This window comes from Ruegeria sp. ABM4_193 (assembly GCF_056158705.1).
Window position 1 is genome coordinate 1,272,887 of record NZ_JBSWTT010000001.1, and the last position, 24,574, is coordinate 1,297,460.

A 24,574-nucleotide genomic window follows, 5' to 3' on the forward strand; every position below is an offset into this window, starting at 1 on the left:
GGAATGATGATCCGCCGGTGAAAACCCGCCGACGGGTTTCTTTTCGGCACAACCGCATCTTGTTTGCCGTTCTGCAATGCACATCTTTGTAGGGCGGAGGGAGAGAACCGCACACCAATTCAAACAACGACCGGGCTGCGCACCGCTGGTGCGTCAACGAACCCGTAAGCCCGGCAGGTCGAGGGATACCCAGAGAACAACCTTAACAGGAGATCGCAATGGTCGCACTTACACAGGGAACTTGGGTTATTGTTGCAGATGGAGAGAAAGCGCTGGTGATGGAGAATATCACCGATGCTGACGATCCCAATCTTGTCGTCGTCGCTGTCGAGGAACAGGACAACCCAGCCTCAAAGCCGACTGACCGCGCCGGTCGCCGGAACGATGGCGGGCCAAAGCAGAAATCGGCCTTAGAGGACCCAACGTGGAAGACCCATGCAAAGTCCCTGTTTGTGCAGGATCTGGCGAATTTGTTAAATCGCAAAGGGCTGAAAGGCGCTTATGACCGCTTGGTTTTGGTCGCCAGCCCTCATGTTCTGGGCCTGCTGCGCCGCCGTTTGCACAGCGAAGTGCTGGGTAAGGTCGTGGCCGAGGTCAACAAGACACTGACCAATCACCCATTGCACAAGGTCGAGCAGGTTGTGCGCCACAGCCTGCAGCCCAAGGCCCGGCTGGCCTGATCAACAAGTCGGGCGGTTTTGCCGCCCGCACCGTTTCTGGTGTCAGTTCAGCTTGTTCCGCAAGGCGACCATGGCCGCATCTGCATCTTGTACCCATGTGATGAAATCTGCCAGCGACGCGTCGGCAAAGCCTTGTCCGATCACCTGACCCAGCAGCGTCTGCAGCGTATCCCAATAGCCATTCACGTTCACCACGACGATGGGCTTGTCGTGCAGTCCCAACTGACGCCAAGTGAGGGCTTCGAACAATTCATCCAATGAGCCCGGCCCTCCGGGCAGAACGACCACCGCGTCGGCGTTCATGATCATGACCTTCTTGCGCTCGTGCATCGTCTCGGTGATCACGAAATGGGTCAGATCGGTTTTTCCGACCTCGCGCTGAACTAAATGCACCGGAATGACGCCAAAGGTTTCACCACCGGCATTTTGCGCGGCACGGGCCACTTCGCCCATCAATCCCACATCCCCGGCGCCATAAACCAGCCGCCAGCCTTCCTGTGCCAGCAGCGTGCCGAACTGCCGCGCGGTTTCAGAATAAGACTTCTCGGCACCATTGCGTGACCCGCAATACACACAGACTGATTTCTGAGACATCAAACAAGGGCTCCGGGGTTGTGTCAGAGGTTTTGACCCGTGATAGCGGGATTGATAGATTGCCTCAACTGTCCGTCGGAAAGCTTTTCAACGTAAAGCTTTTGTGCGGCGGCGCGAAAGGAAAAGAATGGACGCCAAGTCGGGAAACGGAAGCTCGGGCAATTTCATCTGGGGGGTGATTGCGGGTCTAGTTGCGGTATTGGGTGCGGGGGGCCTGTATCTTTCGGGTGTCTTCACCACTGCGCCAGAACCTGAGGAGAGTGCGCCGCAAGAAACAGCTTCTGCACCTGTTGTTTCGAAACCGTCAGAACCGGCGCCGGACAAGGCTGAGGTGACAGAAGAGGCAGCAGGCTCTGAACCAACCGAGCCGGAGGTTGAGAAGCCAGAAGAGACATCTTCACCAGAGGAAGATACGGTTGAGCGGGTTGAGGCGCCGGTAGAAGCCGAGACGACTGAGGCTGCAGAGGAAGAAACTACGCACACGCCAGCCGCGCCTCCGGTCCTTGATCAGATTTTTGTTGAAACAGACGGAACTGCGCTGTTGTCGGGCGATGCAGAACCCGGCAGTCGGATAGAGGTTCTGCTGAACGGCGAAGTCGCACATTCCTTCACCGTGGATGGCAGCGGTCAGTTTGCTGAATTTGTGACGATCCCCTTCAGCGACACGGCGCAGGGACTTGTGTTGCAAAGCACGGACGGGGCGCAAGCAACGCGATCCGACGATTATCTGATTGCCGCCTTGCCCAAGCCAATTGAAGAAGAACCTGTTGCCGAGGCAACGCCCGAACCGGAGCCGAGCACGTCGAACGAAGAACAGGTCGCACAGGTTGATGAAACCGAGTCCGACACGAATACCACAGCACAGGTTGCGGAACCTGAAACTTCAGAACCCGAGGCTGAGACAGTAGAAACCGCTGATCTGCCCGCCGAAACGCCCGAGCAGGACCAAAAGGTTGCGGTGCTGCGATCAGGGGAAGAGGGTGTTGAACTTGTCCAGCCTCCAGTCGTACGCGACACACCGCCCGAGCAGGTCGCCCTGGACACGATCGGCTATTCTGACACCGGCAACGTACAGTTGACAGGGCGGGTTCAGGATGGGGCCGCCATTCGGCTGTACTTGAACAACCGTCTGGTCGCGGATCTTGCCCCGGAACAAGATGGATCCTGGCGCAGCGATCTGGAAGGCATTGATCCTGGTGTCTACACGCTTCGGGTAGATGCGGTAAACACGGATGGGACGGTCCTTAGCCGGGTCGAAACTCCGTTCAAACGCGAACCACTTGACGTTCTTCAGGCTGCAACGGGCACGGCTCAGGCAGATACGCCTCAAGCGACCCCTGCAATCCGGTCTGTCACGGTGCAGCAGGGCGATACGCTATGGGCCATCTCACGTGATCGATTTGGCGACGGGGTCTTATATGTGCGGCTGTTCGAAGCCAATCGTGACTTGATCCGCGATCCGGATCTGATCTATCCCGGGCAAATCTTTACAATCCCGGAATAATCAGCCCTTCTGGCCTTTTATGGGCAGAGGTCTAACTCTGACCGCAGATAAGGCACGTGATGAGACGCACATCTCCTAGGACTTCAGATGACATGGTGTCGGATGACGAACGCAGCTCGGGCTGGCGGACGATCCGCAAGGTTGCCCCTTATCTCTGGCCCGACGACGAACCGTGGGTAAAGCGTCGCGTTGTCATCGCCATGGGTATGCTTGTTCTTGCCAAGCTGATCGCAGTTTATACGCCCATTCTGTACAAGGGCGCTGTTGACGCGCTGGCAGGTGAGGGTGTGCCGCCATTGGCGCTGGGCGCAGTTGGATTGACTGTGGCGTACGGCGTGGCGCGAATGATGACGGTAGGCTTTCAGCAATTGCGGGATGCCGCCTTTGCCCCCGTCGGACAACGCGCCTTAAGGGCGCTGGCGCTTGAGACGTTTCAACACATCCACAACCTATCGATGCGCTATCACGTGACGCGTCGCACTGGCGGGCTGAGCCGTATCATCGAACGGGGCGTCAAAGGGGTTGAGTTCCTGCTGCGGTTCCTGCTGTTCTCGATCGGGCCGCTTATTCTGGAGCTGCTGCTGGTCGCCATCATCCTGATGTGGCTGTTCAATGTCTGGTACCTGGTTGTCGTTGCCGTCACCATTGGTCTGTACATCTGGTTTACTTTTGCCGTGACCGAATGGCGCGTGAAGCTGCGGCGTGAGATGAACGATCAGGACACCGAGGCCAACCAGCGCGCCATCGACAGCTTGCTAAACTTTGAAACCGTCAAGTATTTCAACGCCGAAACCCGCGAGGCTGAACGGTACGACGTGTCGATGAAGGCCTATGCAGCGGCTGCGCTGAAGACGGCCTATTCATTGGCATTTCTGAACTTCGGACAATCCTTCCTGATCACCTGCGGCCTGATTGGTGTGATGGTTCTGGCCGCAATCGGGGTACAGAACGGCAACCTAACTGTGGGCGATTTTGTCATGGTCAACGCCTACATGATCCAGATTACCGTGCCGCTGAACTTTCTTGGTACGGTCTATCGGGAAATCCGGCAATCCTTGGTCGATATGGGGCAAATGTTCGACCTGCTTGAACAACCCGCCGAAGTCACAGACAAGGCCTGCGCGCCGAACCTGAAGGTAAACGGCGGCGAAGTCACGCTTGAGGACGTGCATTTTGGCTATGATCCCGAGCGTGAAATCCTCAAGGGCGTGTCCCTGACTGTCCCGGCTGGAAAAACCGTGGCCATTGTGGGGGCGACAGGGTCGGGCAAATCGACCATCGGGCGGCTCTTATTCCGGTTCTACGACGTGACCAAAGGGGCGCTGAAGATCGATGGTCAGGACATTCGCGACGTGACCCAGACCAGCCTGCATGCCGCCATCGGTGTCGTGCCGCAAGACACGGTGCTGTTCAACGACACGATCCGCTACAATATTGCCTACGGCCGCGACGGTGCCTCCATGGACGAGGTTGAAGCAGCGGCCAAGGCGGCACAGATTCACGACTTCATTTCCTCACTGCCCGAAGGGTATGACACCAAGGTGGGCGAGCGTGGCCTGAAGCTTTCGGGTGGTGAAAAGCAACGTGTCGGAATTGCACGTACCTTGCTGAAGAACCCACCGATCCTGCTGCTGGACGAGGCGACCTCGGCGCTGGATACGGATACTGAGCAGGACATCAAAGATGCCCTGGCCCGCGCGGGTGAAGGGCGGACGGTGATCACCATCGCACATCGTCTGAGCACCATCGCCGAGGCCGATCAGATTGTGGTTCTGGAGGCCGGAGAGATCATCGAACAGGGTACGCATGATCAACTATTGGCAAGGTCGGGTCGGTACGCTCAACTGTGGAACCGCCAGCAATCAGACGGTGAAGCGGCCTAAGGCTCTTTGAACATCGCGATATGTGATAGGCTGCGATGAGTGAAAAAGGTGGCTGCCATGATTGCCAGAATGAAAAAACGGCTGCTGCCGATTTTGATTGCGTTTTGTCTTCCTGTTGCCGTTGCAGCGGATCCCATCGTTGGGATCTGGAAGACCGAGCCGGATCGAAAGAACCTGACCTCACACATCAAAATCTCGGCTTGTGGAGATAAATTCTGCGGCCAGATCCTTTCGGCCTATGACGCCTCGGGCAAAGAAGTCCAAACGCCAAACATAGGTAAAAAGCTGTTCTGGGATGTTGCCAGCGAAGGTGACGGAAAATACGGCGGCGGAGAGTTCTGAGTTCCTCTGATTAACGTGGATGCTGTGCCGCAAATGACTTTGCAGGGTGACAAGTTGTTGGTCAAAGGGTGCGAGCATGAGATTTGCGCGCATCAGACATGGTCTCGTCTGTGAGCTCAGCCAAATAGAAAAGGACCGGAAACTCCGGTCCTCTTGATTATTCAGCGGCCTTCAGCGGCGGTCCCGACGGGTGATCAGGTCGATCCGATCCGCTGTCCTGTTCCGGCCCTCCTGATTGCGTTTCATCCTCCCACACAATCTCGGTTGCCTGCATTTGGCGGGCAGAGCGGCCAATCGCCATATCTTGCGCAATCTGGCTAGACCTGCCAGCGGTCACGCGCGCCAGCAAACGACTGAGCCACACCGCATAGGTCGTCACCCAAACCCGCAACGCCAGAAGCGATGGCGTCACGATCAGGGTCAGAACAGTGGCAATACCCAGACCAAAGACCACCGCCGTCGCCAACTGCTTCCACCACAGGGCAGTGGGGCTGTCGATGGAATAGCCGCCATTGATAAAGTCCAGCGACAGTCCGAACATCATCGGCGTCAGACCTGCCATTGTCGTGAGGGTGGTCAGCAGAACCGGACGAATGCGCGATTCTGCGGTTCGAATGATCGCCTCGATCCGGGGCATGTACGTGCTGTATTCTTGATAGGTATCGATCAGAACGATGTTGTTGTTCACCACGATCCCTGCCAAAGCCACGATGCCTGTACCTGTCATGATAATCGAGAACGGCTGTTCCATCACGATCATGCCGATCAGAACCCCGGTGGTGGACAGAACAACCGCCAACAGCACCAGCACTGAATTGTAGAACGAATTGAACTGGGCCAGCAGGATCACGAACATGAGCCCCAGCGCGCCCATGAAGGCGTTTACCAGGAAAGCGCCTGATTCTGCCTGTTCTTCCTGATCGCCGGTCCATTCCCAACTGATCGAATTGGAAAACGGACCCGTTTCAAGCCATTCGGTCAGAACCGCAATCCGTTCATTTGGGTTGATCAGCGCAAACTGTGCGTCTCCGCCCTCAACCGTGCTGATGAGTTGATCCACGCTATCGGCGCCGGTCAATTGAACCAACTCGTAGGATTTGCCGCCCCCGCTGTTGAGGACCGTGCCAGTCGGGGTGTAACCTTCGACAATTTCCCGGACTACGGCAAGACGGATAAGTTCGCCATCGGGGCCTTCGGTCGTAACCTTGCTCAAACCTGGTTCGACATCTGCTTTGACGTCGTAGTACCGCTGCTGATCCACCCGGTTGATCTCGGCCAGTTTGGCCACGGGCTTACGGCTCACGAAGTTCGACAGTGGCACCAAACCGTCCGGGGTACGAACCTTGAGCGTGTCCAAAGTTGATAGCACGCGATCTTCTTCGGGCAGGCGTACGCGAATTTCAATCTCTTCATCATTACTGTCCGGGCGCATCTCGCCCAGCAGAATGCCGCGTGTCACCAACTGCACCATGGCCCCAACCGTGGCCACGTCAGCTCCGAACCGACCGGCCTTGGCGACATCCACATCGATTTGCCAGTCGATGCCGGGCAAGGGCAGAGTGTCTTCGATCTTGATCAACCCTGGCGTGGTGTCGAACACCTCGCGCGCGTTGAGCGTCGCCGAGGTCAGATCCTCCCACCCGTCACCCTTGATACGTAAATGCACGGGCTTGGCCGAGGCCGGGCCTTGTTCCAATGGCAGGATCTCGACAACGATGCCGGGGATCTCCGCCAGTTGCGCGTTGAGTTCATCAATGACGAAGTCGCCGTCAAATTCAGGCGCAACAAAGTGACGATCAAACAGGCCCCACAGAACAGATTCCGAGACGTTGGGTCGGTCTTCCCAAGGGATAATCTCGAACTGAACACGACCCACTGTGTCGGCAGGTTCCTGAGCGCCCCCGTTGTTCTGGTTCAGACCGCCTTCGCCCGCGAACGAGAACACGTTGATCACGGCCGGGTGGGCGGCGATCACATCTTCTGCCGCTAAGACCATGCCATCTTTTTCCGCAAGCGAGATGTTCCCCCGCGCGCGGACATAGGCTGTGGCTTGTTCCGGTTCGCTTTCCACGAAAAATTCGACGCCTCTGGATTCCTGCGGGAACCAGACGAAGGCAACGGTGTAGACGGCAAAGAACACTGCGGCCAATGACACGATGGGCATGATCGGATTGCCAACGAGGAACTTGACCACATGGCCAAATGGGGTGTGTTCATCGGCTGTGTGAACGCGCTCTTCCACTTTGCGTTCGATCCTGGCCGCGCTCAGGGTCACGGATCCTGCAAAGGCCCCGAACAGGAACAGAAGCGCACCAGCGATTGAACCGCCGGGTAGCAGGTAATCCGGGTTCAGGGTCTGCATCGCGCCCAGAAAGATCATGTACAGCGAAGGAGGCACCAGCACAGCCCGTAGCCACCAGGGCGTACGCGCGCGCAACCAGATCGACGAGCGGTCGAAGACGCGGCTTAGCCGCCCTGACACACCGCCCATGACCGGCAGGTAAATCAGCGCCACGATCAGCGACGCCGACAGAACAAAGATCAGAGTAACGGGCAGCATTCCCATGAACTCACCCGGTACGCCGGGCCAGAACAGCATGGGCAAGAAGGCGCAAAGCGTTGTCGCAGTCGACGACACGATGGGCCAGAACATGCGCTGCGCCGCCTCAACATAGGCGTGCATCGGTCCGACGCCCTGCTTGATGCGTTTATCGGCATATTCCACGACGACGATGGCACCGTCCACCAGCATACCGACCGCCAGAATAAGACCGAACATCACGATGTTCGAAATGCTGACGCCCATGACCGCCAGGAAAGCAAAACACAGAAGGAATGAGGTGGGGATCGCGAAACCCACCAACAGTGCAGCCCGCGTGCCCAGCGAGGCCAGCACCACGATCATCACCAGTGCAATCGCGGTCAGAACCGAGCCTTCCAACTGGCTGACCATTGAACCCACGATGCGGCTCTGGTCGTTGGACGTGCCCAGATCGACGGCGGCCTGAAGTTCAGGTGGCCACTTTGTTTTGGCTTGCTCGATGGTCTCTTTGACCTGAGCAACGGTATCGATCAGGTTGAAGCCCTTACGTTTTACCACTTGCAGGGCAACAGTTGGTTCACCGTTGAACCGGGCCGTGCCGGCGCGGTCTTCGAAGGTATAATTGATCTGCGCCAACTCACCCAGAGTCACGACCCGGTCGCCATTGACCTTGATCGGCAAGCCATACACGTCCTGCGCGGTTTTGAACGACGACGGAATCTTGACCGAGAACGTGCCTTGCGCGGTTTCAACTTCACCTGCTGCAATCAACTGGTTGTTGTTCCGAACCACATTGATCAGCTCATCTGCGGTGACGTTGTATGCCTCAAGCCGTAAGGGATCGATGACAACCTCGAGCATCTCGTCGCGATTACCTGCTATGCCAGCCTCAAGTACCGAATCCAGTGCCTCAAGCTCGTCCTGCAAGTCTTTGGCAACGCGCGCCATTGTGCGTTCAGGAACTGCGCCGGTCAGGTTAACAATGACGATGGGGAATTCTGAAAAGTTGATCTCGGTCAGCGAATACTGTTCCGCGCCTTCAGGAAAATCCGCCTGCGCCGAATTCATCGCGTCGCGGACGTCGGCCATGATCGCGGTTTTGTCCCAGCCGAAATCAAACTCCAGCGCGACCCCCGCATAGCCTTCGGCGGCGGTCGACGTCATTTCCTTGAGGCCATCGAGATCCGCCAGTTCGGTCTCCATCGGCTTGATCAGAAGATTTTCGGAGTCTTCCGCTGAAATGCCGGGAAACTGTACCGAGACGAACAGGGCAGGGATTTCAATATCCGGCTCACCCTCTTTCGGCAATGAGACATAGGCAAACCCGCCAATAACCAGCGAGATGGCGATAAACGCCAGGACCATGCGGGCTCGATGCGCGGCCCATGCGACAACACCCGTCATTGTGAGGCTTCCCGATAGGTGGGTTTCACAGTGACGCCGCGGGTCACAAACTCTTGCCCGACAACGATGATGTCAGTCGTTTCCGGCAGCCCGCCGATCCATACACCTTCTGCAGTGTCGCGCAGAATTTGGACGGGCTTGAAGTCGACAATGTTGCCTGCGCCTACCGTGCGAACCCCCAATTGACCCTCATTGCTAAGCGTCAGCGCGGACTGCGGCAGCAGATGCGCCTTGGCCCCTTCGGCGGCGATTTGAATGGTTGCGGTCTGGCCGTCTCGGATGGTCAGATCCGGGTTGGGGACAGTGATCTCTACTTCGAATGTCCGCGTTGTCTCATCGGCCGAACGGCTTAAGAACGTCACCCGCCCATTAAGTTGCCGCCCGGTGACCAACGTCGCGGATGCTTCGGAACCGACAACCACGCGGTTGACCTCGGTCTCGGGCACAAAGCCCACCAACTTGATCGGATCCAGCTGAATGACCGTCGCGCAGAGCGATCCGGGCTGCATCAGGCTGCCCAGTTCTGCGGTGTCGCTTTCCAGCAGGCCCTTGAAAGGCGAGGTGATTATCACGCGACCGGCCTCGCGCTGTGCGGCCTCAACGGCTGCGGCTGCGGCTTCAATCCCGGCACGGGTGGCTTCCAAACCGGCCTCTGCCGACTTCACCCCGGCCTTGGCGGTGCTCATCGCCGCTTCGCTGGAAATCCTGCGGGTTTCCGACGCAAAGCCGGTTTCCGCCAATTTGCGTGACGCGGTCAGATTGATCTCGGCCTCGGCCACCAGCGCATGGGCTTCTTGCAGGCGGGCTTCGGCTTCGGGAATACGGCTTTCGGCCTCAAGCTTGCCTGCCATGGCTTCGGCCAGTTGGGCGGGGCGCGTGCCGGGATCAAGTTCACACAGAATGTACCCGGCTTCGACAAAAGCACCTTTGCGCTTGGGTTCAGAGATCACGGTCGACGTTGTTTCCGACAGAACCTCGACCTGCCGGTTTGCTTTGGTCTGACCGCGCAACAAGACCGCGCTGTCGATCTCGCGGGCCTGCGAACGCAGGGCGACAACACCCACCGCCGCGATTTCAGAAGTCTCGGTTGCCGCGGCTTCACTTTGCGCGGTTTCTTCGCCCTCACCACGTCCGGCGAAGGCAAACAGCGCATCACGCTCGAACACAAGAAAATACAAAGCAACAATGACCAGAATGGCGTTGATGAATGAAATCAAACGCATACGGGGATTCTCCTAGAATTCTTTGCCCAAGAACACGAAACGTTCATGCCTTGAAATGGGGCTTTGCCTATGTCTTTTCTACACTGAACTGAATAGTTTGGTTCACTTTTTTTCGCAAGAGTGATGCCTGAGGGTGAAAATGTACAAATTCGGACCCTTGGCTTGGCGTTGGTGCCGGGGTATGACATGGCGCACCAAGACAAGATATACAGCCCAGGGGGCAGGGAATGAGCGACACAGACAGTTTCATTGATGAGGTCACGGAAGAGGTACGCCGCGACCGGATGTATCTGCTGTTGCGCCGCTGGGGCTGGGTCGGTGTGGTTGCCGTTGTGCTGATCGTCGGTGGTGCGGCCTTTAATGAATATCGCAAATCCCGGGACGCGGCACAGGCGCAGGATCTGGGCGACTCAATTCTTGCTGCTCTGACCCAGAATGGTTCCGATGGGCGGGCCTCTGAGTTGCAGAGCATTGAGACGGTATCGCCCGGCGGTGACGCCGTATTGAACATGTTGCTTGCAACCGCGCAGATTGACGCCGGATCGCGCGAAGATGCGGTCAACAGCCTGAATGCAATTGCGGTTCAGGGCGATCTGCCCGAGATCTACCGTGCCATCGCAAGCTTCAAAGCCTTATTGCTGCAAAGCGACATCTTGCCCGCGGCAGACCGTCGACAGCAGTTCGAAGCGCTTGCGGCACCGGGCGCCCCGCTGCGTCTGCTTGCGGAAGAGCAACTGGCGCTGATCGACGTGTCCGAGGGCAATGTCGAGGCGGCGCTGGATCGTTTGCAGGCGCTGCGGCAGGATGCCGAGGTTGGAATTGACCTGCAACAGCGTGCAGCGCAACTGATTGTGGCGCTGGGCGGCGAACCAGAACCGCTGGTGGCGCAACAAGGCTGATCGGGCGGTGAATAAAGACATTTTGACAGGCGAGTTCGGAATATCATGGTAACTAGACTATTCTCCCGCGTGGGACTGCCGGTCGCGGCGCTGGCTTTGACCGCATTGGCCGCCTGTGAAGAACCCGAGGCCATTCTCCCCGGAGAGCGCGAAGACATCCGGCCGCTGTCGGATTTGGAGACAGTCGAAAAAAGCGGCTCTCAGCCGATCAGCCTTCCATCACAGCAGGCGAATGCCAGCTGGTCGCAAAGTCCGGGAACGCCCGCGTACCGTACAACAAATGCGGCACTGCGCGCGACGCCGCAGCGGATCTGGTCCACTTCGATCGGTCAAGGTGACTCGCGCAAGCAACGCATCACCGCCGAGCCAGTTGTGGCGGGAGGGTTGATCTATACGCTGGATGCCGGAGCAATTGTTTCAGCCGTAACGCCTCAGGGTCAGGTTGCCTGGGAGACGGATTTGATCCCCTCAAGTGACGGGGATTCCGATGCGACGGGCGGTGGCATGGCCTATGCCGACGGCGTTCTGTACGTTTCGTCCGGCTATGGTCGCCTGACTGCGCTTGACGCAAAAACTGGTGCTGTTCGGTGGCAGAAACGTTTGCAAGCCACCGGAAGCGGTGCACCGCTTGTCAACGACGGTCTGCTCTATTTGGTGGCCGGGGATGAAACCGGATGGACCATCGCAACCAAGGATGGCCGTATCGCCTGGCAAATCGAAAGCACGCCCAGCGTGGGTAATGTGCTTGGTGCACCTGCGCCTGTGATCGCCTCGGATTTGGCGGTATTTGCTTTTGGTTCAGGCGACGTTGCCGCCACGTTCCGTCGGGGTGGCATTCGCCGTTGGAACGCATCGGTTGCCGGTGGGCGCCGAGGACGGGCCGCCGCGCAAATCGTTGATGTGACCGGTGGTCCTATGGTGTCCGGGGACACGATCTATATCGGTAACCATTCGGGCCGGACTGTCGCTTTTGATGTTGCAACGGGCGAACGCCGTTGGACAGCTGACGAAGGGGCCGTGGACGCCGTATGGCCTGCTGGCAACAGCATTTTCTTGATCAGCGACCGCAGCCAGTTGGTGCGTCTGAACGCGGCAGATGGCTCGGTTGTCTGGGCGCAGGATCTTCCGGGCTTTGTGAAAGACAAACGTGGTCGTCGTGGCCCGATCTTTGCGCATTACGGTCCGATCCTCGCCGGTGGCCGTATTGTGATAGCATCCAATGACGGATATCTGCGGTTCTTCAATCCGGTCGACGGAACGCTGGTTCATCAGGTCGAAGTACCCGGAGGCGCGACGACAGCGCCGGTCGTAGCGGGTCAAACATTGTATGTCGTTTCGACCAAGGGTGATCTACACGCTTTCCGTTGACGGAAAGATGCGTTAAAGGGCGCATCTTGAGTCTTGAAAGTTGAGTATCATGTCGCTGACCCTCGCCATCGTGGGGCGCCCGAATGTGGGCAAATCCACTCTGTTCAATCGCCTAGTGGGCAAACGCCTGGCCTTGGTAGACGACCAACCCGGCGTGACACGCGACCTGCGCGAAGGCGAAGGGCGTCTGGGCGATCTGCGCTTTACCGTGATCGACACGGCGGGTCTTGAGGACGCAACCGATGACAGCCTTCAGGGGCGGATGCGCCGCCTGACCGAACGCGCGGTGGACATGGCCGATGTGTGCCTGTTCATGATCGATGCGCGCACAGGGCTGACCCCAACGGACGAGATGTTCGCCGAGATTCTTCGCAAGCGCTCGAAGCATGTGATCTTGGCGGCCAACAAAGCCGAAGGTTCTGCTGCGGACGCGGGGGTTCTGGAAGCTTATAATCTGGGTCTGGGTGAACCCGTGCGCCTGTCTGGCGAACACGGCGAGGGCATGACGGACCTTTACGCCCAGCTTATGCCTCTGGCAGATGCGGCCGAAGAAACACAGGCCGAAGAAGCCCCGGAAACCGATATTGAACTGGATGAAGAGGGCGAGGGTGAAACGCCTCTGATCACCTCTGCCAAGCCGTTGCAAGTGGCTGTCGTCGGGCGGCCGAATGCGGGGAAGTCGACGTTGATCAACAAGATCATCGGTGAAGATCGCCTGCTGACTGGACCCGAGGCAGGGATCACCCGCGATGCGATCAGTCTGCGGATTGATTGGGCCGATCCGGATGGCGAAAGCACGCCTATGCGTATTTTCGATACAGCGGGGATGCGTAAAAAGGCGAAGGTGCAGGAAAAGCTGGAAAAGCTGTCGGTCTCGGACGGTTTGCGCGCCGTGAAATTCGCCGAGGTTGTCGTGGTCTTGCTGGACGCGGCCATTCCGTTTGAGCAACAGGACCTGCGCATCGCCGATCTGGCCGAGCGCGAGGGCCGGGCCGTTGTCGTTGCAGTCAACAAATGGGACGTTGAAGAAAACAAGCAGGAAAAACTGCGCGAACTCAAAGAGTTTTTTGACCGTCTGCTGCCGCAATTGCGCGGCGCGCCTTTGATCACTGTGTCTGCCAAGACTGGCCGAGGCCTCGAAAGACTGCGCGCAGCGATCCTGCGTGCCCATGACATTTGGAACCGCCGGGTGCCGACCGCTGCACTGAACCGCTGGCTGACTGCGATGTTGGAGCAGCACCCGCCTCCAGCGCCACAAGGACGTCGGATCAAGCTGCGCTACATGACGCAGGCCAAAACGCGCCCGCCGGGCTTTGTTGTGATGTGCTCGCACCCCGACAAGATGCCAGCCAGCTACACACGCTATCTAGTCAACGGATTGCGTGAAGATTTCGACATGCCGGGCACCCCAATTCGTTTGACCCTGCGCGGGCAGGGGGACAAGAATCCTTACAAAGGACGCCGCAAGAAAAACGCAGGCGCGCTGGCCAAGCATCTAAAGGGGCGCGCGTAACTGCGCCAATTTTCAGCATTTTCGGCGCAAAGACGTGACAGCGCCTTTTCGGCACGCTAGCATTCGCTTGCGTGCATTTGTTTTTGTGTGCGCGGCTTGCACCTGTTCAACCAGGTCATATTTTTAGTTCAAATTTAACAGGCCATCGTGGGAGAGGGCTGGATGGATCTGAGGGAATATACGCGGCAATACGCTGTTCAGGACAACAGGCTTGCAGCGCTGAGCTATTTTGGAACTTTCGCGGTGTATTTTGCATCGCTGGCGCTGGCGATCGGATATGTGGATCGCTGGTATGTTATGGTTCCTGCGGGTGTGGTCTTTGCCTTCTCGGCGGTGCGGCTTTATGTGTTGCAACATGATTGCGGCCATCATTCGCTGTTCGAGACGCGACAGCAGAATGAATGGGCGGGGCATGGGTTGTCACCGTTTACCTTTGCCCCATTTGAGGTGATGAAGCAGAACCACAATCTGCACCACGCGGGGATCGGCAATCTTGAACATCGCGAGACCGGCGAAATTCACACAATGACCCTGCGCGAATGGAACGAGGCCGATTGGAGCAAACGCCTTTTCTATCGGCTTTATCGCAACCCGTTTGTCCTGGTGCCGGTGGGGGCATTGTTCACCTATTTCATCCGGTATCGCTGGCCCAAGAACACCATGCGGTTCGGATTGAAAGGCGTGTTGCTGCACAATCTTTCGATCGTTGTTTTTCTGGGGCTGCTTTATTTGATTGCCGGCAGTACCGGCATTCTGGTCTGGCTTGTTTTCTCACTTCTGGGTGGGATGCTGGGTGTGTTCCTTGTCTATCTTCAGCACAACTTCGAGGACACGTACTGGGATCGTCGCCCGGATCTGGATCCGCAACTTGCGGCGCTGCAAGGCTCTTCCGCATTGGATTTTGGCTGGTGGTTCGACACCGCAGTGGCCTGCATCACCTTGCACGACATTCACCATTTCAACGCACGCATTCCATCTTATCGTCTGCGTGCCTGCCATTACAATTTGCCACCCGAGTATACTCCGCGTCGGATCAAGTTCCCCGAGGCGGTCGCAGCGCTGAACCTCAAGCTTTGGGATGAGGACGCCAAACGTTTGGTGCCGTTCCCAAAGAAAGGGCGTACGGCGGACTTGGCCCATAGTTGAACAGAGTCGCGCGGTTTGGACCCGCGGCTTGAAGTGGCGTATATCTTGTGTATATACGTTAATGCAGGGAGAAAGAGAAAGGATCCGGAATGACCGCAGTGACCGATGTTAAAGGTGTGGGCGAAGCGCTTGCCACGGCTTTGTCCACCAACGGCTTTAAGACAGCCGAGGCGATTGCCAAGGCCAAGCCCGAAGATCTGGTCAAGGTTCCCCGGATTGGTCTGGCGCGTGCTGCGGTGCTCATAGCTGCTGCAAAAGAGGCTACTTCTTCAAAAACCGCTGCCGCTAAACCCGCACCCACGAAACCCGCTGCGCGCCGGGCTCCGGGTCGTAAACCTGCTGATCAAAAACCTGCGGCGCGTAAGCCTGCGGTACGACGCCCGGCCGCCCGCAAGACCGTTGCAGCCGCCGCCGCCGAGAAACGCGCCGAAGAGGCGGCGAAGAAGGCAGCAGAAGAAAAAGCAGCCGCTGAAGCCGCCGAGGCTAAAGCCCGCAAAAAGGCCAAGGCCAAAGCCAAGGCTGAAAAAGCCGCCAAGAAGCGTGCCGAAATGGAAGCCGCGTTTTCCAAGGCCAAGGACAAGGTGAAAGCCAAGTCCAAAAAGGGCAAGAAGTCCAAGAAGGACGACAAAAAGAAAGACGCCGGGAAAAAGGGCGACAAAAAAGACGGTAAGCAGAAAGACAAGAAAAAGGATAAGAAAAAGGCGAAGAAATAAGTCTTCTCCGCCTTTTCATCATATGCGACCGACGCCTTATGGGGCGTCGGTTTTCTTATGCCAATGTGCCGTCCAGTTGCAGCGTCAGTTTGCCACCCAGATAAGGGCTGAGAGCTTGCGGAAGGGTTACACTGCCGTCCGCGTTCTGGCCGTTTTCCAACACAGCAATCAGGCAGCGCCCAACGGCCAGACCCGAGCCGTTCAGCGTATGAACGTATTCCGGTTTTCCACCACCTTCGGGACGGAATCGGGCGTTCATGCGGCGTGCCTGAAACGCTCCGGTGGTCGAGACCGAGCTGATCTCACGATACGTGTTCTGACCGGGCAGCCATGCTTCGATGTCGAATGTACGGCGTGCACCAAAACCCATATCTCCGGTGCAAAGAACAACGGTGCGGTAGGGAATGCCCAATTGCTCCAGCAGGTCCTCGGCGCAGCGCAGCATGCGCTTTTGTTCGTCATCCGACTTGTCGGGATGCGTGACCGAGACCATTTCAACCTTTTCGAACTGGTGCTGACGCAGCATGCCTGACGTGTCCTTGCCCGCGCTACCGGCTTCGGAGCGAAAGCAAGCTGTGTGCGCCGTCATGCGGATGGGCAGGGCAGCTTCATCCAGAATGTCACCTGCGACCGAATAGGTCAGTGTCACCTCAGACGTCGGGATAAGCCACCAGCCGTTGGTTGTCTGATAGCTGTCATCACCGAATTTTGGCAGCTTGTCTGTCCCGTACATCGCCTCATCGCGAACCAAAACCGGGGTCTGCATCTCGGTCAGCCCGTTCTTGTCGATATGAGTATCCAGCATGAACTGAGCCAGCGCGCGATGGATGCGCGCGACGCCCTTTGACAGGTTAACAAAGCGGCTGCCGCTGGTCTTGGCGGCCGTTTCAAAATCCATCGCGGCGGCAACGGCTGGGATTTCGAAATGCTCTTTCGGGGCAAAGGCGAACGTGCGCGGGGTGCCCCAACGATTCACCTCGACATTGTCGTCCTCATCCGCACCTTGAGGCGCGTCATCGGCAGGCAGATTGGCGATGCGGGCCAGTTGATCGGTCAGCAGCGCGTCGAGATCCTTTGCCTCGGTCTGCATCTGGGCGATCTCGGCCTTCTTCTGGGCGACAAGCGCGCGAAGGCGTTCGAACTCTGCCTCGTCACCGCGACCTTTGGCTGCACCGACCTCTTTGCTGGCTTTGTTTTGCTCAGCCTGCGCGGTCTCGGCGGCCAGAATCTTGGCCCGGCGACTTTCGTCCAGCCGCAGCAGGTCTGACGACACCGGCGCGTCCCCACGGCGCGCAAGGGCGGCGTCGAAGGCGGCAGGGTTTTCGCGAATGGCGCGGATGTCGTGCATGTCTCAGATCCTTAAATGCGTGAATCACTGAAAACGCTTATGCACCATCTGTCGGGCAGGGTGTAGCACTGGTTACGACTTACCGTCCCCGTCGTGGATTTCATGCGCCAAGTGCCCATCCCATTCTTCTGTCGGGATCTTTGGTTCCGGCGGGTCGGCCATGTAAGACGGCGTCATGATCTGCACGTTATTCTCGTTGAATACGGCCACAATGTTGCGATGCAGGTCCGAGCGGATTTTCGGAATGATACTGCCGCGCGTTGTGTAGCCGTTGATCTGATAGTTGATCGCGTAGTCGGCCAGCGCGGTCCACAACACGAATGGTTCGGGCTTGGCCTTGATGCCTTTTGTGCGATTGGCAGCCTCGATCAGCATCGCCTCGACCTTTTCGGGCGGCTCTTCATACCCGATGCCGACCGTTGTGTGCAGCAACAGCCCGCTGCCATCGGTCTTCTTTGAAAAATTCACTACGTCTGAATTCATCAGTTGCGCATTTGGAATCGAGATCAATTCGTTCTTGATCGACTTCAAATGCGTTTCCATGAGTTTGATCTGCACCACGTCTCCGATGTGATCTCCGATCTGGATCCGGTCGCCGATTGAGGTGGATCTTCGGTAAATTACGAACAATCCCGCCAGCATGTTGGACACGACCGAGTTAGCGCCCAGCGACAGCATTGCACCGACCAGAATGGTCAGCCCCTGAAACGCCGCCGAGTCCGAGCCGGGGATGTAGGGGACAGCAAAAACCAGCGCGATCAGAATCACGATGACACGGGCGATATTGAATGTCGGGTTGACCCAGTGTTTCTCGAAATCGCCCATATCGAACGAGCCCGCTTCAACCGCATCGAAGAACACGCGCATCCCTTTGATTACGTACATCGTGACCCATGTGATCAGGCCCAGCATAATCATGTTGGGTATGTAGCTGAGGATGCCTTTGAAGATCAGAAGGACAGGTTCTGTCAGGTAAGTAAGAAGAAGCTGCGCGAAATAGCGTGTTTCGGCAAAAGCCAACAGCACAAAGGATAGATAGTAGTAGAAACCCAGAAAGAAGATCACCAGCAAAACGAAGTTCAGTCCGTACCGGACCAGGGCGGCGATTGCCTCTGCTTGAACGCTTTTCGCGGTGGCGGTTTCTACGTCCTTCAAATACCGCTTTACCAACTTCAGAGTGCGCCGTCTGATCCGCCGGTGCAGCCACAGTATAACCAGCACAAAGACGACAAATCCTAAGGTCCATCCCGCGGCCTCAATCGCACCTGACACGCGTGCCTGCTCTGTGCGATTAGAACGATAGTTGAGGATGGCTTCTTCGATCGCCTGACCATGAAGGAAGCTGAGAACATCCAGCTCCATCTGGTCCAACTCTGCATCTGCGACAGTCACAATTGAAACGATCACGCCGTCGGCACGGATACGTATACCCAAATCGGTGTCTTCGAAAGAGATATCAACCGCAGGGTTTTCCGAGGATTCGGCCACCTCAATGATCTTGTTTTGAACGCTTTCTGCACGCTCTGGCGCGGGTAGGGCGCTGGAACCGCGCAGGAAAAACAACATGTCGCCGTCCACGATGACCGGCGCTTTGAAACTGTCTGTTTCTTCCGACTCGGGCTCGGCTATTTCAGCAGGTGTTTCCTGAGCCTTTAGTGGCGCTGCCAACCACAAAATAATGGTCAGCAAGGACAGCAAAAGCGTCAACGATTGGAAAGGCTTGTAACGAACTCTCATTGTCCCCCCTAAGACCTGACTATAGCCAATTAGGGGCACCTGCATAGGACATATCTGCAACGCTTTGTCTGCGGTTGTCGCGGCTTGGACGGTTTAAGGTGGGACACATGACCGCCTTTGCTTGCAAACAGGCATTTCAAAGCATAGGTTCCGGCCAAATTTGCGGAACGGTACCGCAAGATCTGAACAAAGGAATATCCCATGGAAGGTGGCGCAATCGCCCAGTTTCTCCCGCTGATCCTGATTTTCGCGATCATGTATTTCCTGCTGATCCGTCCGCAGCAGAAGAAAATGAAAGAACACCAGGCCATGGTCGAAGCCGTGCGCCGGGGTGATCAGGTGATTACTCAGGGTGGGGTGATTGGCAAAGTCTCCAAGGTCAAGGAAGGTGAGAACGAGATCGAGGTCGAGATCGCCGAGGGCGTCAAGATCCGCGTGGTCAAGTCGACGATCGCTCAGGTTCTGAACAAGACCGAACCTGCGAAGTAAGTTCGCGCGACAATCCCTTGAAAAGGCAGGGTAATGCTGCAAATTGATACCTGGAAGCGGGTTCTGATCTGGCTGGTCTGCGTGACCGGCTTGCTCATGGCCCTGCCAAACGCGTTCTATACGCGGGTCGAACAATCCAACGACGCAAAAGTTGCCATCGAGTTGGGCAACGACACGCCCGAGATGCAAGCTCAGGCGGCGGAATGGCCCACATGGCTGCCGTCATCTCTGGTTAATTTGGGTCTGGATTTGCGCGGCGGGGCGCATCTTTTGGCTGAAGTCCGGGTGCAGGACGTTTACGAATCCCGGATGGAGGCCATGTGGCCCGAAATCCGGGATGCCCTGCGTGACGAACGGGCGACGGTTGGCACAATCCGCCGCCAGGACTCGGCCCCGGATGAGATTCGAGTGCGGATCAGCCAGCCCGAAGGGATGTCCCGCGCGCTGGAAGTGGTGCGCGGACTGGCCCGTCAGGTGCAAACCCTGACCGGTGTCGGAGCCACGGATATTGAGGCCCGCGCAGACGGCGACACTATTGTGGTTCAACTGTCCGATGCGGAAAAGCTGGCGTCGGACGACCGGACCGTGCGTCAGTCGCTTGAAATCATCCGCCGCCGGATTGACGAGGTGGGTACACGCGAACCCACCATTCAGCGCCAGGGGTCGGATCGTATCCTGATCCAGGTGCCGGGCATCGGCAGTGCCGGAGAGCTTAAGGAAATCATCGGAACTACGGCTCAGTTGACCTTTAATCCTGTCGCTGGGCGTGGAAGCGACCCGGACGCCTCTGTCGGGATCGGTGAAGAGGTTGTGCCTTCGATTGACGAAAACGGCGTGTTTTACACCATTGAATCCGCTCCGGTCGTGACGGGTGAGGAACTGGTGGATGCACAGCCTTCGTTTGATCAGAATGGACGCCCTGCGGTCAGCTTCCGGTTCAATACCTCGGGTGCGCGCAAGTTTGGCGACTATACTCGCGACAATATCGGCGCGCCTTTTGCCATTGTGCTGGATGACGAGGTGATTTCCGCCCCTGTGATCCAAAGCCATATCCCGGGCGGGTCTGGTATCATCACCGGCAACTTCAGCGTTGAGGAAAGCACCAACCTGGCCATCCTGCTTAGGGCGGGCGCGTTGCCTGCCGGGCTGGAGTTCCTGGAAGAGCGCACCATTGGTCCCGAATTGGGGCAAGACAGTATTGATGCAGGTAAAGTTGCCACCATCGTGGCCTTTGCGGCTGTGCTGGTTTTCATGGGCCTCAGCTATGGGCTGTTTGGCATCTTTGCTAACATCGCCCTGATCATCAACGTGGGCCTGCTGTTCGGGTTGCTGTCCCTGATCGGAGCCACGCTGACCCTTCCGGGTATCGCTGGCATCGTTCTGACAGTCGGTATGGCGGTGGATGCCAATGTGCTGATCTTTGAGCGGATCCGAGAGGAACTGAAGTCTGCCAAAGGCCCGGCGCGGGCTATTGAGCTGGGTTATGAAAAGGCGCTGTCGGCCATTTTGGACGCCAACGTCACCACATTCATCACTGCAACCATCCTGTTTGCCATGGGCAGTGGTCCGGTGCGCGGCTTTGCGATTACGCTGGGGCTGGGCATTTTGACCTCAGTCTTTACCGCGATCTTCGTGACGCGCCTGATGGTTGTCATGTGGTTCGAACGCCGCCGTCCGAAAATGATCGAGGTTTGACATGAGACTGAAACTCGTACCCCAGAACACCTCGTTCGATTTCTTCAGCCGCTGGAAAATCTGGCTGGGCATTTCGGGCCTGATGATGGTTGTGGCGTTTGCTTCTTTCATGTTGCAGGGCTTGAACTTCGGTATCGACTTCCGTGGCGGTACAACGATCCGTACGGAAAGCGCGCAGCCGATAGATGTGGGGCTCTACCGCGACACGATTGCGCCTTTGGAACTGGGTGATGTGACAATCACCGAGATTTTCGACCCCACCTTCGGCCCGGACGAAAACGTCGCCATGATCCGAATTCAGGCGCAGGCGGATGCCGAAGCGGTTGAGGCCGCCACGATCACCGCCGTCGAGGGCGCACTGCAAACCGTTGTGCCTGACATTCAGTTTGTTTCGGTGGAGTCGGTCGGGCCAAAGGTATCTGGTGAGTTGATCCAGACTGCGGTTATTGCCGTTGCGCTGGCTATCGGCGCGGTGCTTGTTTACATCTGGCTGCGCTTCGAATGGCAATTTGCGCTGGGGGCCGTGGCTGCCCTTGTGCACGACGTGATCCTGACCATCGGCATCTTCTCGGAACTGCAAATCCGGTTCGATCTGGCGATTATCGCGGCGCTTCTTACCATCGTGGGCTATTCGCTGAACGACACGGTGGTTGTGTTCGACCGCGTGCGGGAAAACCTGCGCAAATATAAGAAAAAGGATCTCAAAGAGGTTCTGAACATCTCGATCAACGAAACCCTCAGCCGGACAGTCATGACCTCGGTCACCACTCTGTTGGCGCTGATTTCACTTTACGTGCTGGGTGGAGACGTGATCCGCGGCTTCGTCTTTGCGATGATCTGGGGTGTTATCGTCGGGACCTATTCGTCGGTCTTTGTGGCCTCGACAATCCTGTTGTGGCTGGGGGTCAAGCGCGACTGGTCCAAACCGTCGAATACGGCGGGCAACCAGTTTGCCAACATTGATGCCTGACGCATTACAGCAGGCCCTGGCATTGCCGGGCCTGAACTGGCTAATCCTGACCATCGGAGCCGCGGGCCTTGTCCGCGGCTTCACTGGGTTTGGGACAGCGATGATCTTTGTCCCGGTCGCCACTCAGTTCCTACCGATTGCAGATGTGGTGTTTCTGATGGCAGCGACAGGTATTGTTTCGACTTGTGCGCTGGCACCGCAGGCTTGGCGTGAATGTGACAAATCAGAAATCAGCACTTTGGGTATTGCGGCAGCCATTACCGTACCGCTGGGGCTGTGGATTATGGCGCAGGTGGACACGATCATTCTGCGTTGGATTGCTTGCGGTATCATCGGCCTGACCCTATTGGCTGTGATAACCGGATGGCGTTGGGAAGGGCGGCTGGGCCTGCCCGGTCGACTTGCCATTGGGGGCAGCGCTGGGGTCATCGGCGGGATGACTGGCCTGACCGGCCCGGTTGTCATTGTCTTCTATCTGGCCAGTTCAACGAACGTGCGTAAAATTCGCGCCAATACAATCATCTTCCTAGCATTGCTGGATATTGCGATTGTCTTCAACATCCTGATCAGAGACGCGGCAGATTTGTCGATCCTGTGGATTGTCCTGTTGCTGGGGGTGCCCTATCTGATCACCACGCTCATCGGCAAAGCCGTGTTTGATCCCAAACTGGAACGCATCTATCGCGTGGCGGCTTATTCGGTCATTTTGATCGCGGTGGTGTCCGGACTGCCGATCCTGGATTGACGGAGGAACGACATGCGTCTGAACCAAGTGACCTTTAGCGATGCAAAACCAGTGGACGGTTACGGCCCCGGGTTCTTTCGTATTGGCGGAGAGGTGTTCGAAGGTGCCGTTCTGACCGGCCCGGCAGGGCCTGTGGGCTGGAGCGGCTATGACGATGTTCAATCGCTCCTGAATCTCGCCGATGATATCGACGTCCTGTTTATTGGCACTGGCAAAGACGTGTCCCACATTCCGCAAACTCTGCGTGCCGATCTGGAGAACGCCGGAATCGGTGTCGAAATCATGAACTCACCTGCCGCCTGCCGCACCTATAACGTGCTACTTTCGGAAGGCCGTCGGATCGCGCTTGCGTTGATACCTGTTTGACAGGCTCCCTGTTTCGGCATCGGGACTCGGCAATGTCGCTGCGACCCTGCGGCAAATCTTGCCTTTTGCCCCTGCAAACAATCCGCTAAGCGGGTTTCATGACTCTGACTGTATCCGACTTGTCGATCACGCGTGGGGGCATTCCAGTGCTGGAAGGTCTCAGCTTTCAGCTGCCACCCGGTAGGGCATTGATCTTGCGTGGGCCGAACGGGATCGGCAAAACGACCCTTCTGCGCACTTTGGCAGGTTTGCAGCCGCCGCTTGCAGGAACCATTGAAGGTGCCGAAGATCAAATTGCCTATGCGGCGCATTCGGACGGGTTGAAACCAACATTGACGGTGACCGAGAACTTGACCTTCTGGGCCTCGGTCTTTGGGACAAGCGGTATACAAGACGCATTGGATGCGTTTGATCTGAACGAGTTGGCCGATCGCCATGCCGGTAATCTATCAGCTGGTCAGAAGCGACGGCTGGGGCTTGCCCGGATGCTGGTGACTGGACGACCGATCTGGATGCTGGATGAGCCCACCGTGTCGCTGGACAAAAACGCGGTGCAGATGTTTGCCGATGCGGTGCGGGCCCATCTGGGACAGGGTGGGTCGGCCCTGATTGCGACCCATATCGATCTTGGCCTGGACGGAGAGGTTCTGGACGTAGGACCCAACAAAGCCAAACCCAAACCCATTGACGATTTCGACGGAGGCTTCCTGTGATCGCCCTTTTGCTGCGCGACCTGAAACTGGCCTTCCGTGCAGGCGGCGGTTTTGGACTGGGACTGGCGTTTTTTCTGATCGTGACCGTGATGGTGCCGTTTGCTGTTGGGCCACAATTCTCGCTGCTTTCGACCATAGCACCCGGAGTTCTTTGGCTGGGGGCGTTGCTGGCCTGTTTGCTGTCGCTCGACCGCTTGCTAGCCTTGGATTGGGAGGACGGGTCGCTGGACTTGTTGGCCACCGCGCCGCTACCGCTGGAATCGGTTGTGACCATCAAGGCTTTGGCGCATTGGCTGACCACAGGATTGCCACTGGTTCTAGCCGCTCCGTTCTTGGGCGTACTGCTCAACCTTCCTGTGCCGGGTTTTTTTTGGCTGGTGATTTCACTGCTGATCGGCACCCCTGCGATGAGCGTGATCGGAACTTTTGGCGCGGCTTTGACCGTCGGCTTGAAGCGTGGCGGCTTGCTTTTATCACTGCTGGTGCTGCCGCTATACGTGCCCACATTGATTTTCGGGGCCGAGGTTGCGCGTCGCGGCGCAACGGACATGGAAGTACAGACGCCTTTGCTCATGCTGGCAGGCATCACGGCGGCGACGATCGCGCTGCTGCCCTTCGCCAGCGCGGCAGTGTTGCGGATCAATCTGCGGTGAACCGTCTCAATATTGACCGAGGTCAATTGAGAACCACCCCAACTCGG

At 57.4% G+C, this 24,574-nt stretch carries 21 protein-coding genes; 16 read left to right on the top strand and 5 right to left on the bottom strand.

Annotated elements, in window-relative coordinates:
• The first annotated feature begins 218 nt into the window (after positions 1–218).
• The gene (locus ACXADZ_RS06385; RefSeq protein ID WP_171090811.1) at positions 219–680 is read left to right on the top strand and encodes a host attachment family protein; all 462 of its coding nucleotides are present in this window, start codon (positions 219–221) and stop codon (positions 678–680) included.
• A gap of 42 nt (positions 681–722) precedes the next feature.
• Here the strand turns inward: ACXADZ_RS06385 and ACXADZ_RS06390 are convergent, their stop codons facing one another.
• Positions 723–1,274, bottom strand: a complete 552-nt coding sequence (locus tag ACXADZ_RS06390) for an LOG family protein (protein WP_475193869.1) — start codon at positions 1,272–1,274, stop codon at positions 723–725.
• Positions 1,275–1,401: 127 nt separating this feature from the next.
• Here ACXADZ_RS06390 and ACXADZ_RS06395 point away from each other — a divergent pair, with 127 nt between their 5' ends.
• The 3 genes from ACXADZ_RS06395 to ACXADZ_RS06405 all read left to right on the top strand — a co-directional run bounded on the left by ACXADZ_RS06395 (position 1,402) and on the right by ACXADZ_RS06405 (position 5,003).
• On the top strand, positions 1,402–2,778 hold the full coding sequence (locus ACXADZ_RS06395) for a LysM peptidoglycan-binding domain-containing protein (RefSeq protein WP_475193874.1): 1,377 nt from the start codon (positions 1,402–1,404) through the stop codon (positions 2,776–2,778).
• Positions 2,779–2,870: 92 nt separating this feature from the next.
• Positions 2,871–4,661, top strand: a complete 1,791-nt coding sequence (locus tag ACXADZ_RS06400; RefSeq protein WP_475198509.1) for an ABCB family ABC transporter ATP-binding protein/permease — start codon at positions 2,871–2,873, stop codon at positions 4,659–4,661.
• A 69-nt stretch (positions 4,662–4,730) separates the two neighbouring features.
• Positions 4,731–5,003, top strand: coding sequence for a DUF2147 domain-containing protein (locus ACXADZ_RS06405; RefSeq protein ID WP_475193877.1), 273 nt, complete (start codon positions 4,731–4,733; stop codon positions 5,001–5,003).
• A gap of 157 nt (positions 5,004–5,160) precedes the next feature.
• On the opposite strand, the gene ACXADZ_RS06410 is transcribed toward ACXADZ_RS06405, so the two are convergent.
• Both ACXADZ_RS06410 and ACXADZ_RS06415 read right to left on the bottom strand, forming a co-directional pair.
• Positions 5,161–8,949 (bottom strand): efflux RND transporter permease subunit, encoded by a 3,789-nt coding sequence (locus ACXADZ_RS06410; protein WP_475193880.1) that lies wholly within the window; start codon positions 8,947–8,949, stop codon positions 5,161–5,163.
• A complete protein-coding gene (locus tag ACXADZ_RS06415) occupies positions 8,946–10,172 on the bottom strand; it encodes an efflux RND transporter periplasmic adaptor subunit (RefSeq protein ID WP_475193883.1) in 1,227 nt (408 codons plus the stop codon). Before ACXADZ_RS06415 ends, ACXADZ_RS06410 begins: the two co-directional genes overlap by 4 nt.
• A 227-nt stretch (positions 10,173–10,399) precedes the next feature.
• Between ACXADZ_RS06415 and ACXADZ_RS06420 the strand changes: the two genes are divergently transcribed.
• The 5 genes from ACXADZ_RS06420 to ACXADZ_RS06440 all read left to right on the top strand — a co-directional run bounded on the left by ACXADZ_RS06420 (position 10,400) and on the right by ACXADZ_RS06440 (position 15,811).
• Positions 10,400–11,071, top strand: a complete 672-nt coding sequence (locus ACXADZ_RS06420; protein ID WP_475193888.1) for a hypothetical protein — start codon at positions 10,400–10,402, stop codon at positions 11,069–11,071.
• Positions 11,072–11,116: 45 nt separating this feature from the next.
• A complete protein-coding gene (locus tag ACXADZ_RS06425; protein WP_171668487.1) occupies positions 11,117–12,439 on the top strand; it encodes a PQQ-like beta-propeller repeat protein in 1,323 nt (440 codons plus the stop codon).
• Between the two features lie 49 nt (positions 12,440–12,488).
• On the top strand, positions 12,489–13,952 hold the full coding sequence (gene der, locus ACXADZ_RS06430; RefSeq protein WP_475193891.1) for a ribosome biogenesis GTPase Der: 1,464 nt from the start codon (positions 12,489–12,491) through the stop codon (positions 13,950–13,952).
• 162 nt (positions 13,953–14,114) lie between these two features.
• Entirely contained in the window at positions 14,115–15,098 is a 984-nt protein-coding gene (locus tag ACXADZ_RS06435; protein ID WP_171090790.1) for a fatty acid desaturase, read from the top strand.
• 89 nt (positions 15,099–15,187) lie between these two features.
• A complete protein-coding gene (locus ACXADZ_RS06440) occupies positions 15,188–15,811 on the top strand; it encodes a helix-hairpin-helix domain-containing protein (protein ID WP_475193898.1) in 624 nt (207 codons plus the stop codon).
• A gap of 55 nt (positions 15,812–15,866) precedes the next feature.
• Here the strand turns inward: ACXADZ_RS06440 and serS are convergent, their stop codons facing one another.
• A complete protein-coding gene (gene serS / locus ACXADZ_RS06445) occupies positions 15,867–17,159 on the bottom strand; it encodes a serine--tRNA ligase (RefSeq protein WP_171185898.1) in 1,293 nt (430 codons plus the stop codon).
• A gap of 72 nt (positions 17,160–17,231) precedes the next feature.
• Positions 17,232–18,896, bottom strand: a complete 1,665-nt coding sequence (locus tag ACXADZ_RS06450; protein ID WP_475193903.1) for a mechanosensitive ion channel family protein — start codon at positions 18,894–18,896, stop codon at positions 17,232–17,234.
• A 201-nt stretch (positions 18,897–19,097) separates the two neighbouring features.
• Here ACXADZ_RS06450 and yajC point away from each other — a divergent pair, with 201 nt between their 5' ends.
• The 7 genes from yajC to ccmB all read left to right on the top strand — a co-directional run bounded on the left by yajC (position 19,098) and on the right by ccmB (position 24,527).
• Entirely contained in the window at positions 19,098–19,385 is a 288-nt protein-coding gene (gene yajC, locus ACXADZ_RS06455; RefSeq protein ID WP_171090782.1) for a preprotein translocase subunit YajC, read from the top strand.
• Positions 19,386–19,418: 33 nt separating this feature from the next.
• Complete coding sequence (secD, locus tag ACXADZ_RS06460; protein ID WP_475193905.1) at positions 19,419–21,080, top strand: protein translocase subunit SecD; 1,662 nt, start codon at positions 19,419–19,421, stop codon at positions 21,078–21,080.
• Between the two features lies 1 nt (position 21,081).
• Complete coding sequence (gene secF / locus ACXADZ_RS06465) at positions 21,082–22,050, top strand: protein translocase subunit SecF (protein ID WP_475193907.1); 969 nt, start codon at positions 21,082–21,084, stop codon at positions 22,048–22,050.
• A complete protein-coding gene (locus ACXADZ_RS06470) occupies positions 22,043–22,795 on the top strand; it encodes a sulfite exporter TauE/SafE family protein (protein WP_171668479.1) in 753 nt (250 codons plus the stop codon). Before secF ends, ACXADZ_RS06470 begins: the two co-directional genes overlap by 8 nt.
• A gap of 12 nt (positions 22,796–22,807) precedes the next feature.
• On the top strand, positions 22,808–23,161 hold the full coding sequence (locus tag ACXADZ_RS06475) for an Mth938-like domain-containing protein (protein WP_171185889.1): 354 nt from the start codon (positions 22,808–22,810) through the stop codon (positions 23,159–23,161).
• Positions 23,162–23,259: 98 nt separating this feature from the next.
• The gene (ccmA, locus tag ACXADZ_RS06480) at positions 23,260–23,874 is read left to right on the top strand and encodes a heme ABC exporter ATP-binding protein CcmA (RefSeq protein WP_475193916.1); all 615 of its coding nucleotides are present in this window, start codon (positions 23,260–23,262) and stop codon (positions 23,872–23,874) included.
• Entirely contained in the window at positions 23,871–24,527 is a 657-nt protein-coding gene (gene ccmB / locus ACXADZ_RS06485) for a heme exporter protein CcmB (protein ID WP_475193918.1), read from the top strand. Before ccmA ends, ccmB begins: the two co-directional genes overlap by 4 nt.
• Positions 24,528–24,574 lie beyond the last annotated feature (47 nt).

Bases quoted from the DNA above. Each gene is read 5' to 3' on its own strand.
- ACXADZ_RS06385 (WP_171090811.1), top strand. From the start codon at position 219: ATGGTCGCACTTACACAGGGAACTTGGGTTATTGTTGCAGATGGAGAG.
- yajC (WP_171090782.1), top strand. From the start codon at position 19,098: ATGGAAGGTGGCGCAATCGCCCAGTTTCTCCCGCTGATCCTGATTTTC.
- ACXADZ_RS06470 (WP_171668479.1), top strand. From the start codon at position 22,043: ATGCCTGACGCATTACAGCAGGCCCTGGCATTGCCGGGCCTGAACTGG.
- ACXADZ_RS06400 (WP_475198509.1), top strand. From the start codon at position 2,871: ATGGTGTCGGATGACGAACGCAGCTCGGGCTGGCGGACGATCCGCAAG.
- ACXADZ_RS06395 (WP_475193874.1), top strand. From the start codon at position 1,402: ATGGACGCCAAGTCGGGAAACGGAAGCTCGGGCAATTTCATCTGGGGG.
- ACXADZ_RS06425 (WP_171668487.1), top strand. From the start codon at position 11,117: ATGGTAACTAGACTATTCTCCCGCGTGGGACTGCCGGTCGCGGCGCTG.
- ACXADZ_RS06405 (WP_475193877.1), top strand. From the start codon at position 4,731: ATGAAAAAACGGCTGCTGCCGATTTTGATTGCGTTTTGTCTTCCTGTT.
- ACXADZ_RS06410 (WP_475193880.1), bottom strand. From the start codon at position 8,949: ATGACGGGTGTTGTCGCATGGGCCGCGCATCGAGCCCGCATGGTCCTG.
- der (WP_475193891.1), top strand. From the start codon at position 12,489: ATGTCGCTGACCCTCGCCATCGTGGGGCGCCCGAATGTGGGCAAATCC.
- ACXADZ_RS06435 (WP_171090790.1), top strand. From the start codon at position 14,115: ATGGATCTGAGGGAATATACGCGGCAATACGCTGTTCAGGACAACAGG.
- ccmA (WP_475193916.1), top strand. From the start codon at position 23,260: ATGACTCTGACTGTATCCGACTTGTCGATCACGCGTGGGGGCATTCCA.
- ACXADZ_RS06415 (WP_475193883.1), bottom strand. From the start codon at position 10,172: ATGCGTTTGATTTCATTCATCAACGCCATTCTGGTCATTGTTGCTTTG.
- ACXADZ_RS06440 (WP_475193898.1), top strand. From the start codon at position 15,188: ATGACCGCAGTGACCGATGTTAAAGGTGTGGGCGAAGCGCTTGCCACG.
- ACXADZ_RS06475 (WP_171185889.1), top strand. From the start codon at position 22,808: ATGCGTCTGAACCAAGTGACCTTTAGCGATGCAAAACCAGTGGACGGT.
- serS (WP_171185898.1), bottom strand. From the start codon at position 17,159: ATGCACGACATCCGCGCCATTCGCGAAAACCCTGCCGCCTTCGACGCC.
- secD (WP_475193905.1), top strand. From the start codon at position 19,419: ATGCTGCAAATTGATACCTGGAAGCGGGTTCTGATCTGGCTGGTCTGC.
- ACXADZ_RS06390 (WP_475193869.1), bottom strand. From the start codon at position 1,274: ATGTCTCAGAAATCAGTCTGTGTGTATTGCGGGTCACGCAATGGTGCC.
- ACXADZ_RS06420 (WP_475193888.1), top strand. From the start codon at position 10,400: ATGAGCGACACAGACAGTTTCATTGATGAGGTCACGGAAGAGGTACGC.
- secF (WP_475193907.1), top strand. From the start codon at position 21,082: ATGAGACTGAAACTCGTACCCCAGAACACCTCGTTCGATTTCTTCAGC.
- ACXADZ_RS06450 (WP_475193903.1), bottom strand. From the start codon at position 18,896: ATGAGAGTTCGTTACAAGCCTTTCCAATCGTTGACGCTTTTGCTGTCC.